A 13296-nucleotide genomic window follows, 5' to 3' on the forward strand; every position below is an offset into this window, starting at 1 on the left:
CAATAGGGTTCGGATACGGGGAGAAGATGGCGGAGCGGTCGTCAGATCACATAAAACCCGTGCGTTCCGTCAAGCCGCAACTGATCGACCAGACCATACTCCCAGTCGAGATAGGCCTGCATCGCGCGCTCGTCGACGCCGGTGCCCTCATAGGGGCGGCGGTAGCGGTGGGCTGGGTCGGGCTTGGGCAGGACGTGCGGCGGACCGATTTCGAGTGCGCCGTCATAGCCGCCTTCCCGCACATAGACCTCCCAGCCCATCTGCGCGAGCCAGGACGCCGTCATGTCGGCGCGGACGCCCCTGTCGTCGGTCAGCACGATGCGCGCGCCGCGCACTGGTGCTGCCATATCGGTCTCCTGGACGAGCTGGCCGCCAGGATAGTGGCGAAACCCCGGGAGATGACCTGCGGCATATTCCTCCGCGTCACGCACGTCGAAGCGATAGAGCGTGCGATCGGCCTGCGCGACAAGCGAAGTCATCTCGCTCGCGCCGATATGGCGGACACCGGCGCGATAGGCGACGTCGCGCGCATTGGCCGGGCCGCCCTCGAACGGTCCGATTGCGCCACGCCGGTCGGCACCATGGTCGAGCGTATGCCGCGCCAACGTCCAGCCGATGGTGCCGTTGCGCAGTGCCCGGACTTTGTTCGGCACGCCGGCATTGATCAGCGATTGGGTGCCGATGATCGAGCGGGTGCGGCCGGCGCAATTGACGATGATGGTGGTCTCGGCATCGGGTGCCGCCTGCCCTGCCCGCAGCACCAGCTCCGCGCCGGGCACGCTGACCGAGCCCGGGATGTTCATGGTGGCATATTCGTCGAAGCGGCGAACGTCGATGATGGCGATGTTGGCCTTGTCCGCGATGAGTTTTGCCACCTCGTCGGCACTGAACGACGGCGTGTGCCTGCGCGATTCGACCAGCTCGCCAAAGGCTTTTGAGTAGGAGTTGACGTCCTCGAATATTTGATAGCCGGCGTCGCGCCAGGCCTTCAGCCCGCCGTCGAGCGCGCGGACGTTGGTATAGCCGAGCGCGGCGAGCCGCTCGGCGCCGGCAGTGACGAGGCCCTCGCCGTCATCATAGAGCACGATCGCCACGTCCTTGCGCGGCAGCTTGACCTCGGCTTCGATCGCAATCCGATCGGCAGCCATGTTGGCGGCGAACAGCGGATGTCCCGTCGCGAAACCAGCCTCGTGCCTGGGATCGAGCAGCGCGATCTCCTCGCGTAGCAGCAGTGCACGGCGGATATCGGCGGGAGTGACGGTGGTGAGCTTCATGGGGTAGGCAACCTTGGGAGACTTGAACGGGACTGGTTCTTGAATGATTGCCGGCCGGTTGGCCAGCCCGATCCGGGGCATGGCCCCGCCCGGCGGCGCGCCCGCCCTGGCCCCTCGCTGAAAAATCGTTTCGTATGCCGCGCTTGGGGGCTAGAGTTTCCAAATCGTCTGGGGGGCGCAATATGAAAATGTTGAAATTCCTGGTGATATTTCTGGCGCTTCCGGGCGTCGCCATGGCCGCGCTCACCAATGCCGAACGCAAATCGCAATTCGAGCGGGCAATGGCCTCGATCATGGCCGCAGCGACGCCGGCCGTACACCCAACGCTTCGCGACACGCTGATCAAGGACTATCTCGCCTGCAAACCCAACAAGGGACAAGCCGTGGAGCTCATCCGCGCAAGCTATTTTCGCTCCTGCGAGCATGAAGACCCGTCTGTCACCGGCGACCGCTCGCTCGAAGCGTGTCAGCTCCGCTACGGCAAGCCATGCGCCCTGCTGGCCGTCAACGAGGAAATCGTCGCCGAAGGCGAGCTCGCGTCGAGAGACATGCCGCGGCTGCACTATGCAGGCAAGTACGACTTGTCGCAGATTCCGATCATCCGGCGGATCACGCGACAGCGCCCTGACGTGCAGAACTACGACAAGGCCATGGAGCCCAAGGCGATCGCGATCCATCCCTGGGGCAAACTATTCATCTCGGCAGGGGATCCCAGCCTGAAAGACGCCCAGACCTCCGCGTTGGCGAAATGCAACAGCGATCCCGCGCGGAACGGCCGAGATGGCGGCTGCTTCGTCTACGCCATCAACAACGACATCGTCATTGACGAACGGCGCATGCAGGCGAAGTGATATGAGGGCGGCAGGTCAGCCGGGCGACCCCAAGCCGTGTCGAAGCAGTTCGTCCGTTCACTCGCCCGGCACGAGCCGGCCGAGCCGCGGCTGCACAGGGCGCCGCATCCTGCGGCGCGACAGATAGAGCAGGACGCCGGTGACCGCGAACAGCGGCATCAGCGCAGCCGCGACCATGAACGCGAGCTTGCCGGGCCAACCCAGAATCGCACCGCGGTGGATGTCGAGCACATTCGCGATGATCTTCTCGCCGAACGTCTTGTCGGCGTAGCGTTCCGCAGAGACCAACTGACCGGTCACGGCGTCGATGCGGAGTTCGTCGCGGGTAGTATCGAGGGTGGAGTCTTTCCCCCAGGAGCGGATCCGTATCACCGTGCCCGGACCGGCGGGCAGCGTCAGTAACGCCTTGGAGAAGCGGCTGCCCTCTTCGTGCAGGAAGGCGGCCCACGCGCGATCAAAGCCGATCGGCGGCGCCGTCTCGCCGGCGCCGGTGGCACGCGACGCCTTTGTGGGCATCTTGGGCTGCATCTTAGCGGCGGCGACTTGCGGCCGCGACAGCAACCAGACGACGCCATCCTTGTACCAGTCGAACGAGTACCAGAGCCCGGTGAGCGTCATCACCAGATAGACCGGCAGGACCCAGGTGCCGATCACCGCATGCAGCGACCGATGCAGCCCGCGCCCGCTGAGCCGGACATTGGGCTTCAGCCACATCTTCACGCTGCCTGCACGCCGCGGCCAGCGGAGCACGAGGCCCGAGATGAGCATCACGATCAAGCCGAGCGCGGCCACGCCCGTGATCTGACGCCCCCAGCCCTTGGCGTCGCCGGGAATCGACAGCCAGCGATGCAGCTTGCGCACGGTCGCGAAAAACTCTTCGCCGCGCGGTGCGCCCAACACGCGCGCGTCATAGGGATCGACATAGAGCGAGGACGGCCGCGCGCCTCGTTCGTCGCGGGCGAAGCGCACATGCACCGCGGCGGACGGATCACTTGCTAGCGTCACGGCGGAGACCTTGCCGACATCCTGCGCCGCAGTCAGGCGCGCAACCAGTTCGTCCGGCATCAGCGCCGCTGCCTGGCGCGGCGCGACCTGCATGATGCCGCGGTTCAGATAGTCGCCGATCTCGTCCTCGAAACTCATGATCGCACCGGTCAGCGCGATCACAGCGAGTAGCAGCGCGAGCGCGAGGCCCGCGATGGAATGGACCTGAAGCAGAACGGCCTTGATCGCGCGCCAGCACTCATGCATCGGCGCCGGCCCTTCTGGTCTGCACGACCGGGAAATCGGCTTCCTCGCGCCACACCGTCATCGCTAGAACTTCACCGTCGCCGACAGGGATATCCTGCGCGCGTCGCCGATCGCGACGTTCAGAGCGTTTCCGGTGGTGGACGTATAGTAGACCTTGTCGAACAGGTTCTTGACGTTGAATTGATAGATCACCGGCAGATTGTCGATCTTGGTGTCGTAAGTCGCAAAGATGTCCGCGACGGTATAGGCCGGCAGGAAGAACGTGTTGAGGGAGTCGCCCGGTCGGTCACCGACATAGTGCGCGCCGCCGCCGAGCCGCAGACGTCCGGGCAGCGCATCGCCGAAATCATAGACGAGATAGAGCGAAGCCGTGTTCATGGCGGCGTTCAGGAGCTTGGCGTTACCGACAGCGGGATCATTGATCAGCCGGGCATCGGTATACCCATAACTTCCGATCAGGCTCCATTGATCAGTCAGTTTGCCGGTCACGTCCAATTCGACGCCGCGCGACTTGGCCGCGCCAGAGGCGCGCGCCGCCGACTTGCCTCCGCCGATGTCATCCAGCACCAGGACATTCTTCTTCTGGATGTCGTAGACGGCCAGGGTGCCCGACAGCCGCTTGTTGACATCGAACTTCAGACCGGTTTCCCATTGCGTTCCTTCTTCGGGCGCGATGGTGGAGTCGACGACAAAGCCGGAGGTGAACGCTGCGATGACCGATGTCGGCTTCAACGACTGCGTATAGCTCACGTAGTAGGAGAGCTGATCGTTCAGCTTGAAGATGACGCCGCCGAGCGGCAGCACCTTGTCACCCGCCAAATTAGTGTTTGTGATGAAGTTCGGCCGGCCTTTTCCGGCGAGCTGCTCGTATTCCATCCAGCGCACGCCTCCGACCACGGACAGCCAGTTGGTCAGATGGAAGGTGTCCTGAGCGAAGAAGCCGCGGGTGCCGAGCTTGTCAGTCTGTTCGCTGTCCGTTGGCGAAACAGCCGTGCCCGGCGAGATCAGTCCGTAGACCGGGTTGTAGAAATTGAAGCTCGGGGTCGCCTGACGGATCAAGTCGTGGCGATCGATCGTGCGATACAGCGCCTCGCCACCGAACAGGATCTCGTTGCGGAAGCCGCCCACCCAGACGTCACCCTGTAAATAGGAGGTGCCGTAACTGGCGTTGCTCAGCGAGTTCTGGGTGCCGTCATTGCTGCGGGTCTCCACACCGCTCTTGGCGTTGACGCCGGTGATGCGAAGCTGATTGGCGCTATATGTTTCGGTGTTGTAGCTATAGGCCGCCGTGACCTTCCAATTGTCGTCGAGCTTCTGCTCAACCGAGGCCTGCACCAGGTCGGAGGTGCCCCACATGTTGTTGAAGGGCTCGTCGAGCCGGCGCGTCTTCGGGATCGCCAGCGGAGCGCCGTTGACGAACGCGGTGCCGCGGTCGAACGGAGTGATGAATTCGCGGTGCTCGTAGGTTAGCTGGACCGTCGTGGTGTCGCCGTACCAGGCGAGCGACGGGTTGACCAGCATTTCCCTGTGGCGGCCGAAATTGCGCCAATAGTCCTCGCTGACGCCGTAGCCGATGAAACGATAGGCGAGACCGCCGTCGCCGATCGGACCGGTGATGTCGAGCGTGCCGTCAGCGCCGCTGCGGTTGTTCGCGAAGGTCGAGCCGAGCAGCGTGACCGAGCCGTGCTGATAGAGCTCCGGACGCTTGCTGATGGTGTTGACGATGCCGCCGGGATCCATGATGCCGTAAAGCAGCGAGGCCGGCCCCTTCAGCACCTCGACGCTGTCGACGGCTGCATTCAGGCTGCGCCCCTGCACCAGGGGCATGCCGTTGCGCATGATCGAGCCGTCGCGGTTGTCGCCGAATCCGCGACGGATCACGGCGTCCTGGGTGCCGGCGAGCGTGTTGGTCTGGGTGATGCCGGAGATATTGACGAGCGCATCGTCGATGTTGCGCGGAAGCTGGTCCTTCAACACTTGCGCAGGGACGACGTTGACGGCCTGCGAGGTGTCGAGCGGCGAGGCGCCGCTGCGCAACGTGGTTGCGCTCGGCATCGCGCGGTAGCCGAGCTTGGCGGCCTGTTGCGCGGCGGCTTCCGCCGCGGCGCGCTCCGAGAGCGTCGGCGCTGCGGGTGCTGGATTGTGATTGCGCTGGCGCGCGGCGGTTTGCGTGCGGCGCGGAGACTGGTCCGATGCACGCGCCGCTTTCGGCCGCGGAGCCCGCGCTTCCACCGTCACCGGCGGAAGTGCGGATTGGGCCTGCGCGGTCGCCGAGCTGGAGAGAAATTCGGCGAGCAGCACGGCCGCTCCAATGAGAAGACCCGCGCGGCTCTCGCCGGCAAGCGTTCGACGGCCGCTGACGCGCTGGCCGTCCAGATAGACACGCACTTTCGATTCACTTCCAAGTCAGACGCAGAAGCTGGCGCGTCTAACAGCCGCTGTTCGTGAAGAGAACCGCAAGCGAACTTGAATCGCTCTAGTGTTGAAGGGTTCTAGATTCCGATCCCGCTGTTCGGCAATCTTCGATTGATTGCGCAGCGAGCGCGACACGCAGCGCGCGAATTTGCGGCAACGTGTCGCGGTTTTGCGCGATCTCACGCGATGGCGGGAGCCGTCAGCTCGTCGAGCTTCCGCTTGAGCACGGTGCCGACGGATAAGGCCCGGAGCGGCGGCCGCACACGCAGCCAGCTCGCATCGCCCGTCTGTGCCGCGAGGATGGCTTTCAGCGTCGTGAGGAAGGATGGCGATTTCACCACGATGTCCACGGCAGCCTGCATGCGTGCTTCGACATCCTTGCCGTCGATCATGGCCTTGACCAGCTCCGGCGCGATGTTGGCCATGCCGCAGATGGTGCCGGCGCCGCCGGCGGCGATCGCGCGGGTGATGTCAACCTCGTTGCCGACGGTGATGGCGAGCTCAGGAGCGGCGGCGCGGAACGCCTGGAACTGCTTGAAGTCGCCGCTGGAGTCTTTCAGGCCTGCAACGACCTTGCCGTGGCGCTTGCGCAGATTCGCGGCGACGCTCGTCGGGACCGCGACACCCGAGATCTGCGGGATATGATAGAGGTAGGCGCGCAGGCGATCGTCGGCGACGCCGTCGAGGATCGCCGCAAAGGCATCCTCGATGCCTTCAGCGGTGACGCTGCGGTCGAAGTAAGGCGGCAGATACAGCACGTGACGCAGACCGAGTCCGAGCACGGCACGCGTCAATGCGATGCTGTCGCTGATTGCGGGGAAGCCGCCGCCGATTCCAATTCGGTCCGGCGCGACGCCGGCCTTGAGCACGGCCTCGATGGTCGCGACCCGTTCGGCGACATTGAAGGAGGTGCCCTCGCCGGTGGTGCCGAACAGCACGACACCGTCGACGCCCTTGCCGAAGAGTTGCTTGGCGTGGGCCGCGAGCTTGGCGGAGTCCACGCTGCCGTCGGCGGCAAGCGGCGTCGCCGACGCCACCCAGAACCCGCGAATTGCCTCCGTCATCACACCATCCGTTGCTGTGGCTTCGGACCAGGCCTCTGATCTCGAAAGATCTTTAAGGCGCTAAGTCGAGCCTTGTTTTTGCTTTACTTTCCACCTTGTACCTTACATACAAGAAAGGCGCAAATCCTTTCCATCGTCATGGCGCGCATGACACGCAGCCAGATTCCGAGGAGGTCTCGCATGGACATGGTGACCCCCGTCGAGCGGCCCACCCAGTTGCTTGGCGCCTTGCGCAACAGGCTCGGCGCGGCTGCCGTGCTTGTCGGCGCCGACGTGCCCGCGCGCAATTGCAACGACTGGAGCGCGAGCCTGCCGCAAGCGCCGCTCGCGGTGATCCGCCCGGTCGACGCGCAAGGCGTGGCGGATGCGATCGCGACTTGCCGGCAGGCACATCTGCCGTTCGTGCCGCAGGGCGGATTGACCGGACTGTGCCGCGGCGCATCGCCTGAGGCAGGCTGGGTCGCGATCTCGCTCGAGCGCATGAGCGGCATCGAGGAGATCGATCACGCCTCGATGACGATGACGGTGAAAGCAGGCACGCCGCTTCAGACGATCCAGCAGGCGGCCGACGAAGCCGGCTTCTTCTTTCCGCTCGATCTCGGCTCGCGCGGCTCCTGCGCGATCGGCGGCAACCTCTCGACCAATGCCGGCGGCAACCGCGTGATCCGCTACGGCATGACGCGCGAGCTGGTGCTCGGGCTCGAAGTCGTGCTGCCCGACGGCACCATCATCACCAGCCTCAACAAGCTGATGAAGAACAATGCCGGCTATGACCTGAAGCATCTGTTCATCGGCTCGGAAGGCACGCTCGGCATCATCACCCGCGTGGTGCTGCGGCTGTTTCCAAAACCGCGTTCGACCATGGCCGCGCTCTGCGCGCTCGAGGACTATGCCGCGGTGATCGCGCTGCTCGGCGCCGCGCGAAGCGGGCTCGGCCCGCTGCTGTCGGCATTCGAGGTGATGTGGCCGGACTATTGGGACGTCATTACGACTCGCGCCGGCGTCAAGCCGCCGGTCGCCACAGGCCACGGCCTCTACGTGCTAGTCGAAGCGCAAGGCACCGACGAGAGCCTCGACGCACCGCGGTTCCAAAGCTGGCTCGAAGAGCTGATGGAGCGCGGGCTGCTCGCCGACGCTGCCGTGGCGCAATCGCTGGGGCAGACGCAGAGCTTCTGGCGCGTGCGCGACATCTGCGCCGAGTTCGGCCAAGTGCTGGGGCCGCACATCTCCTACGATATCGGGCTCGCCGTGGCGCGGATGGACGAGTTCGTCACGCGCTGCAAGGCGGCGCTCGCGGATGGCATCAAAGGCTGCGAGAGCGTCTATTACGGCCATATCGGCGACGGCAATCTGCATCTCGTCTCCTGGGTGACCGGCCTTGCCGTCGAGCAGCAGCCGAAGGAAGCGATGGACGCGATCATCTACGGTCTCGTGCGCGAGATGGGCGGCAGCGTCTCCGCCGAGCACGGTATCGGCACCTTGAAGAAGAAGTGGCTGGGTCATGCCCGCAGCGAGGCGGAGATCGCGCTGATGCGGACGCTGAAGGCCGCGCTCGATCCCGATCATCTGCTCAACCCCGGCAAGGTGATCTGAGAGAGCCGATGCGATCGCTGAAGCTCGATGCACCGAAATCGCTGTCGCAGCGGGTGATGCAGCGGCTGCGCCAAGCCATCATCGACGGCGAGTTCGCGCTCGGCGCCGCCATCTCCGAGGAGATGGTGGCCAACTCCTTCGGCGTCAGCCGCACCCCGGTGCGCGAGGCGATGGGCCAGCTGCAGGCGCAGGGCCTCGTCGTGATCCGGCCGCAGGTCGGCAGTTTTGTCTTCACGCCAAGCGCCGAAGACATCACCGCGCTCTGCACTTTCAGGATCGCGCTGGAGCCCAAGGCCGCCGAGCTCGCCTTCCACCATGATCGCGAGGGTGCGACCGCGACGATGAGCGAGGCGATCACGGCGATGGAGCCGGCGATTGCGGCCCGGGACAATATCGCCTACGGGCGCGCCGATGCCGCTTTCCACGAGGCGCTGTTCGCCCATTGCGGCAACCGCTATCTCGCCGAATCCTATCAGCTCGCATCCAGCCGCGTCGCTGCACTCCGCACCAATTTGACTTCGCCGATCGACGTGCGCACCCGCACGTCCTTCGACGAGCATCGCAAGCTGCTCGATCTGTTCGCGCGCGGCGAGTTTGCCGCCTTCGCGACGCTGATGACCACGCACGTCACCAATTCGGGCGTGGTCTACGCAAGAGCACTGCAGGTGGATTGAGCGCTGCTACCGCGCACCTTTCGTGCCGGGCCTGTCCAGAAAATCCAGCGCGGTGTTGATCTGTTCGAGCTGGTGCTCGATTTTGTCGCGGTCCTCGACCGTGGGCGCCTTCTCGAGCTGCTCAACGAGCTTCTGCTTTCGGAGCAGCAAGTTCTCTATGACTGTACTCACGGCTCCCCCATCCGCCCGAGGCGAACATCGAGGCGATACTAGACCCCGGGCGCGAGCGCGCGCCAGCCGGGCCGGCGCAAACCCTGCATCAGAATGTTCGCGAGGGCAGTTGGTTCCTGCGTGTGACCCGAGAAGGTGCACACAGCTGATGGCTGCGTTCGCGAACGGTTAACGCGGTCGCACGCCTGGGCTGCCGGCCACGGAACCGGATCTTTCACGTGCCCGTCGGTTGTATTCGCCGTCCCGGAGTCCTATGCGTAGGCGCCATGGACATCCAGATCATCGCCGCCGAAAAACCCCTGATGGCCCAGGCACGCCCGCGCAAGCCGGCTCCGTTCCTCCCGATGAGCCGCGCCGAGATGGATGCGCTCGGCTGGGATGCCTGCGACATCGTGCTGGTGACCGGCGATGCCTATGTCGACCACCCCAGCTTCGGCATGGCCATCATCGGCCGGCTGCTGGAGGCGCAGGGCTTTCGCGTCGGCATCATCTCGCAGCCGGACTGGCATTCGGCCGAGCCGTTCAAGGTATTGGGCAAGCCAAAAGTGTTCTTCGGCGTCACCGGCGGCAACATGGACTCGATGGTGAACCGCTACACCGCGGACCGCCGCATCCGCAGCGACGATGCCTATACCGCGGGCGGCGAAGGCGGCAAGCGGCCGGACCGCTGCACCGTCGTCTACGCGCAGCGTTGCCGCGAGGCGTTCAAGGGCGTCCCGGTCGTGCTCGGCGGCATCGAGGCGTCGCTGCGCCGGATCGCGCATTACGATTACTGGTCGGACAAGGTGCGCCGCTCGGTGCTGGCCGACGCCAAGGCGGACCTGCTGCTCTACGGCAATGCCGAGCGCGCCGTGGTCGAAGTGGCCAACCGTCTTGCCGCCGGCGAGGCGCCGCGCGAGCTCGACGACATCAGGGGCGTCGCGCTGTTCCGCCGCGTGCCTGAGGACTATGTCGAACTGCACGCCGACGATCTCGATTCCGCCGACGAGGGCGCTTCGCGGACGAAAGGCTTGACCGTGATCCGGCTGCCGGCGCTGGAGCAAGTCGAGCAGGACAAGGAAGCCTATGCGCGCGCGTCACGCGTGCTGCACCGGGAGAGCAATCCCGGCAATGCGCGACCGCTGGTGCAGCGCCACGGCGATCGCGACCTCTGGCTCAACCCGCCGCCGATCCCGCTGACCAGCGACGAGATGGACGCGGTCTACGATCTTCCCTACGCGCGCGCTCCGCATCCGTCCTACGGTGACGCAAAGATCCCGGCGTGGGACATGATCAAATTCTCGGTAACGATCATGCGCGGCTGTTTTGGCGGCTGCACCTTCTGCTCGATCACCGAGCACGAGGGCCGCATCATCCAGAACCGCTCCGAGGGCTCGATCCTGCGCGAGATCGAAAAGATCCGCGACAAGACGCCCGGCTTCACCGGCGTCATCTCGGACATCGGCGGTCCCACCGCCAACATGTACCGGATGGCGTGCAAGGACCCGAAGGTCGAGGCCGCGTGCCGGCGGCCGTCCTGCGTCTTCCCCGAGATCTGCCCGAACCTCAACACCTCGCATGACGATCTGATCCGGCTCTATCGCAAGGTGCGCGAGACCAAGGGCATCAAGAAGGTGATGGTCGCCTCCGGCGTGCGCTACGACCTCGCGGTCGAGAGCCCCGAATACATCAAGGAGCTCGTCACCCATCACGTCGGCGGTTATCTCAAGATCGCGCCTGAACATACCGAGCGCGGGCCGCTCGACAAGATGATGAAGCCCGGCATCGGCGCCTACAACCAGTTCAAGCGGATGTTCGATGCGGCGGCCGAACAGGCCGGCAAGAAATACTATCTGATCCCGTATTTCATCGCGGCGCATCCGGGCACGACCGACGAGGACATGATGAACCTCGCGCTGTGGCTGAAGAAGAACCGCTATCGCGCGGATCAAGTGCAGACCTTCCTTCCCTCGCCGATGGCGACCGCGACGGCGATGTACCACACCGGCGTCAACCCGCTGCGCGGCGTGCGGCGCGGCGGCAGCGACAAGGTCGAGGCGATCAAGGGCCTGCGCCAGCGCCGCCTGCACAAGGCGTTCCTGCGCTACCACGACCCCGACAATTGGCCGGTGCTGCGCGAGGCCCTGAAAGAAATGGGCCGCGCCGATCTGATCGGCTCCCGCCCCGACCAGCTGGTCCCCGCGCACCAGCCACCCGGCACCGGCAAGGCCGCCGGCACACGGCGGCCGGTTCGTCCCGGCGACAAGACGCAGCGGTTCACGACCAAGAATCTGCGGGTGATGAAGTAGCGGGCGAGCCGGATCAGGTCCGGTTCAGATTGACGCTTTTCGGACCTCCAAAACAAAAAGTCGAAAAACAACCCCATGCACAGTAGCCGGCATGAGCGGGATCAATGGCTTAGACGGTTACGAAGCATTGATCCGGCGACCAGAACAACGACGACACCACAGCTACGGGGAATTCGTCGCGAACGTCCGGATTGCACCCATCGTTGCAGTCGATTTCGAGAAGAGCATCGTGTGGATCAAGTGGATCGGCACGCACCGGGACTACGACAAGGTCGATGTAAGGGAGGTTCGGCATGGCGGCGACTGAGATTAGGCCAATTCGGACGAAGCAAGACTATGATGGCGCACTCAAGGAGGTGGAGCGCCTCTGGGGCGCGAAGTCCGGCACACCCGAAGGCGACCGTCTGGATGTGCTCGCGACGCTGATCGATGCATACGAGGCCGAGCATGATCCGATGGATCCGCCAGATCCTATCGAGGCCATCAAGTTTCGCATGGAGCAGCAAGGGCTGACCCGGCGGGACCTGGAAGAGATCATCGGGACACGCACCCGCATCGCCGAGGTTCTGAACCGAAAGCGCGGGCTGTCGATCACGATGATCCGCCGCCTCCATGAACGTCTTGGAATTTCCGCAGACGTTCTGATCCGACCGAGCCGTAAAAAGGCGGCGTGACGACTTGCGGATTTTAAGACGCGTTCTTGGCCCGTCGGGCAAAACAGGCGCAGAACGGCATCATCGGACGCATTGGCCATTGCGCGGCGTTTCAAGCCGCATCGGCTCGGAGGCGCGACTGGCGCCCCGCCCAAAATGCGCAGATCGCCAATCCCTGCACCAGCGCCGCAGCAACATAAAAGCCGGGCGTGGCGCCCGTACCGGCCGGAAGCCATTCCCGGATCAAACCAAAGACCGCCGGCGCAAATGAATAGGCGCCTTGCGACATCGCAACGATCAGCGCGACCACACGCGGCACGTCGTCCGGAGCGAATTCGAGCTGCGCAATCAGCGGCGGAAGGAACGTCCCGTTGCCGAACCCGAGGCCGAACAAGACAACACCGAGGATCAACAGCGGAATGTTCGTTCCGGCCGCGGCAATGAATGTGATCGTGCCGGCGATTTGAACGGCGTAGCTGGCGCAGGCAACCAGCCGCCGGTCGATGCTTTCAGGCATGAGCCAGCCCAGCAGCGTCCGGCCGGCGATCGCCATGACGCCGATCAGTCCCACCACCGGCCCAGTCCATTGCGCACCGAGCGCAGGCAGCAGCAGCGAGAAGAGATGCGCGGTCAGGCCAATCTGTGCGAACAGCCCCAGGCTCATGCCAGCCGCGAGCGTCAGGAATTTGCGGTCCCGCCAGAGCGGCGATCCCGGCAGCGGCCGTGCGCACTTCGCCGAGACAGTCTCTTCGGCCGGGGCCGCGCCGTCCGGCATCGATCCAGTCTGCTCCGGCGCGCGCGACAGCACAGTGCTCGCAAGCAGCCACACTACCACGACCAAGATCAGGCCGATGGCTGCTGCTGCAACGGCAAACCCAAGCTTGGCAATGGCCGCAGCCCAGAGCGGCGAAAAGATGATCCCGCCGACATTTGCGCCGTTATAGGCGACCGCGAGTGCCGCGGGACGACGACGGACGAACCAGGGCGACACGATGGCGTTGACCGCGGCCACGCCCATCGTCACCCACCCTGCACCACTCAACACCGTCGCGCCGAACAATT

The 13296-nt window shown here is 64.7% G+C and carries 12 protein-coding genes; 6 read left to right on the forward strand and 6 right to left on the reverse strand.

Annotated features, from left to right (window positions below):
- Positions 1-41 precede the first annotated feature (41 nt).
- Positions 42-1274: a rhodanese-like domain-containing protein gene (locus AC0L30_RS20745; protein ID WP_473405042.1), complete on the reverse strand. Its 1233-nt coding sequence runs from the start codon at positions 1272-1274 to the stop codon at positions 42-44.
- A gap of 182 nt (positions 1275-1456) precedes the next feature.
- Between AC0L30_RS20745 and AC0L30_RS20750 the strand changes: the two genes are divergently transcribed.
- Complete coding sequence (locus AC0L30_RS20750) at positions 1457-2125, forward strand: hypothetical protein (protein ID WP_219682492.1); 669 nt, start codon at positions 1457-1459, stop codon at positions 2123-2125.
- Between the two features lie 57 nt (positions 2126-2182).
- Here AC0L30_RS20750 and AC0L30_RS20755 read toward each other — a convergent pair whose 3' ends face one another.
- The 3 genes from AC0L30_RS20755 to AC0L30_RS20765 form a co-directional block, all read right to left on the reverse strand.
- Positions 2183-3376: a PepSY-associated TM helix domain-containing protein gene (locus AC0L30_RS20755; RefSeq protein ID WP_473405043.1), complete on the reverse strand. Its 1194-nt coding sequence runs from the start codon at positions 3374-3376 to the stop codon at positions 2183-2185.
- Positions 3377-3439: 63 nt separating this feature from the next.
- Positions 3440-5764, reverse strand: a complete 2325-nt coding sequence (locus AC0L30_RS20760) for a TonB-dependent siderophore receptor (RefSeq protein WP_473405044.1) — start codon at positions 5762-5764, stop codon at positions 3440-3442.
- A gap of 206 nt (positions 5765-5970) precedes the next feature.
- A complete protein-coding gene (locus AC0L30_RS20765; protein WP_473405045.1) occupies positions 5971-6855 on the reverse strand; it encodes a dihydrodipicolinate synthase family protein in 885 nt (294 codons plus the stop codon).
- 180 nt (positions 6856-7035) lie between these two features.
- Here AC0L30_RS20765 and AC0L30_RS20770 point away from each other — a divergent pair, with 180 nt between their 5' ends.
- Positions 7036-8448, forward strand: coding sequence for an FAD-binding oxidoreductase (locus AC0L30_RS20770; protein WP_473405046.1), 1413 nt, complete (start codon positions 7036-7038; stop codon positions 8446-8448).
- An 8-nt stretch (positions 8449-8456) separates the two neighbouring features.
- Positions 8457-9122, forward strand: a complete 666-nt coding sequence (locus AC0L30_RS20775) for a GntR family transcriptional regulator (protein WP_354200000.1) — start codon at positions 8457-8459, stop codon at positions 9120-9122.
- 6 nt (positions 9123-9128) lie between these two features.
- Here the strand turns inward: AC0L30_RS20775 and AC0L30_RS20780 are convergent, their stop codons facing one another.
- A complete protein-coding gene (locus AC0L30_RS20780) occupies positions 9129-9293 on the reverse strand; it encodes a hypothetical protein (RefSeq protein ID WP_007597654.1) in 165 nt (54 codons plus the stop codon).
- A gap of 266 nt (positions 9294-9559) precedes the next feature.
- Here AC0L30_RS20780 and AC0L30_RS20785 point away from each other — a divergent pair, with 266 nt between their 5' ends.
- The 3 genes from AC0L30_RS20785 (at position 9560) to AC0L30_RS20795 (ending at position 12255) form a co-directional block, all read left to right on the forward strand.
- Entirely contained in the window at positions 9560-11581 is a 2022-nt protein-coding gene (locus AC0L30_RS20785; RefSeq protein WP_354126945.1) for a YgiQ family radical SAM protein, read from the forward strand.
- Positions 11582-11672: 91 nt separating this feature from the next.
- A complete protein-coding gene (locus AC0L30_RS20790; RefSeq protein ID WP_473405047.1) occupies positions 11673-11888 on the forward strand; it encodes a type II toxin-antitoxin system HigB family toxin in 216 nt (71 codons plus the stop codon).
- The gene (locus AC0L30_RS20795; RefSeq protein ID WP_007597661.1) at positions 11875-12255 is read left to right on the forward strand and encodes a helix-turn-helix domain-containing protein; all 381 of its coding nucleotides are present in this window, start codon (positions 11875-11877) and stop codon (positions 12253-12255) included. The genes AC0L30_RS20790 and AC0L30_RS20795 overlap by 14 nt, the downstream gene beginning before the upstream one ends.
- A gap of 91 nt (positions 12256-12346) precedes the next feature.
- Here the strand turns inward: AC0L30_RS20795 and AC0L30_RS20800 are convergent, their stop codons facing one another.
- Positions 12347-13294: an MFS transporter gene (locus tag AC0L30_RS20800; RefSeq protein ID WP_473405088.1), complete on the reverse strand. Its 948-nt coding sequence runs from the start codon at positions 13292-13294 to the stop codon at positions 12347-12349.
- Between the last annotated feature and the right edge of the window lie 2 nt (positions 13295-13296).

This window comes from Bradyrhizobium sp. MI1.11, from assembly GCF_055811255.1.

Coding starts and splice junctions, on each gene's coding strand:
- AC0L30_RS20765 (WP_473405045.1), bottom strand. CDS start 6,855: ATGACGGAGGCAATTCGCGGGTTCTGGGTGGCGTCGGCGACGCCGCTT.
- AC0L30_RS20755 (WP_473405043.1), bottom strand. CDS start 3,376: ATGCATGAGTGCTGGCGCGCGATCAAGGCCGTTCTGCTTCAGGTCCAT.
- AC0L30_RS20750 (WP_219682492.1), top strand. CDS start 1,457: ATGAAAATGTTGAAATTCCTGGTGATATTTCTGGCGCTTCCGGGCGTC.
- AC0L30_RS20790 (WP_473405047.1), top strand. CDS start 11,673: ATGAGCGGGATCAATGGCTTAGACGGTTACGAAGCATTGATCCGGCGA.
- AC0L30_RS20795 (WP_007597661.1), top strand. CDS start 11,875: ATGGCGGCGACTGAGATTAGGCCAATTCGGACGAAGCAAGACTATGAT.
- AC0L30_RS20770 (WP_473405046.1), top strand. CDS start 7,036: ATGGACATGGTGACCCCCGTCGAGCGGCCCACCCAGTTGCTTGGCGCC.
- AC0L30_RS20785 (WP_354126945.1), top strand. CDS start 9,560: ATGGACATCCAGATCATCGCCGCCGAAAAACCCCTGATGGCCCAGGCA.
- AC0L30_RS20745 (WP_473405042.1), bottom strand. CDS start 1,274: ATGAAGCTCACCACCGTCACTCCCGCCGATATCCGCCGTGCACTGCTG.
- AC0L30_RS20775 (WP_354200000.1), top strand. CDS start 8,457: ATGCGATCGCTGAAGCTCGATGCACCGAAATCGCTGTCGCAGCGGGTG.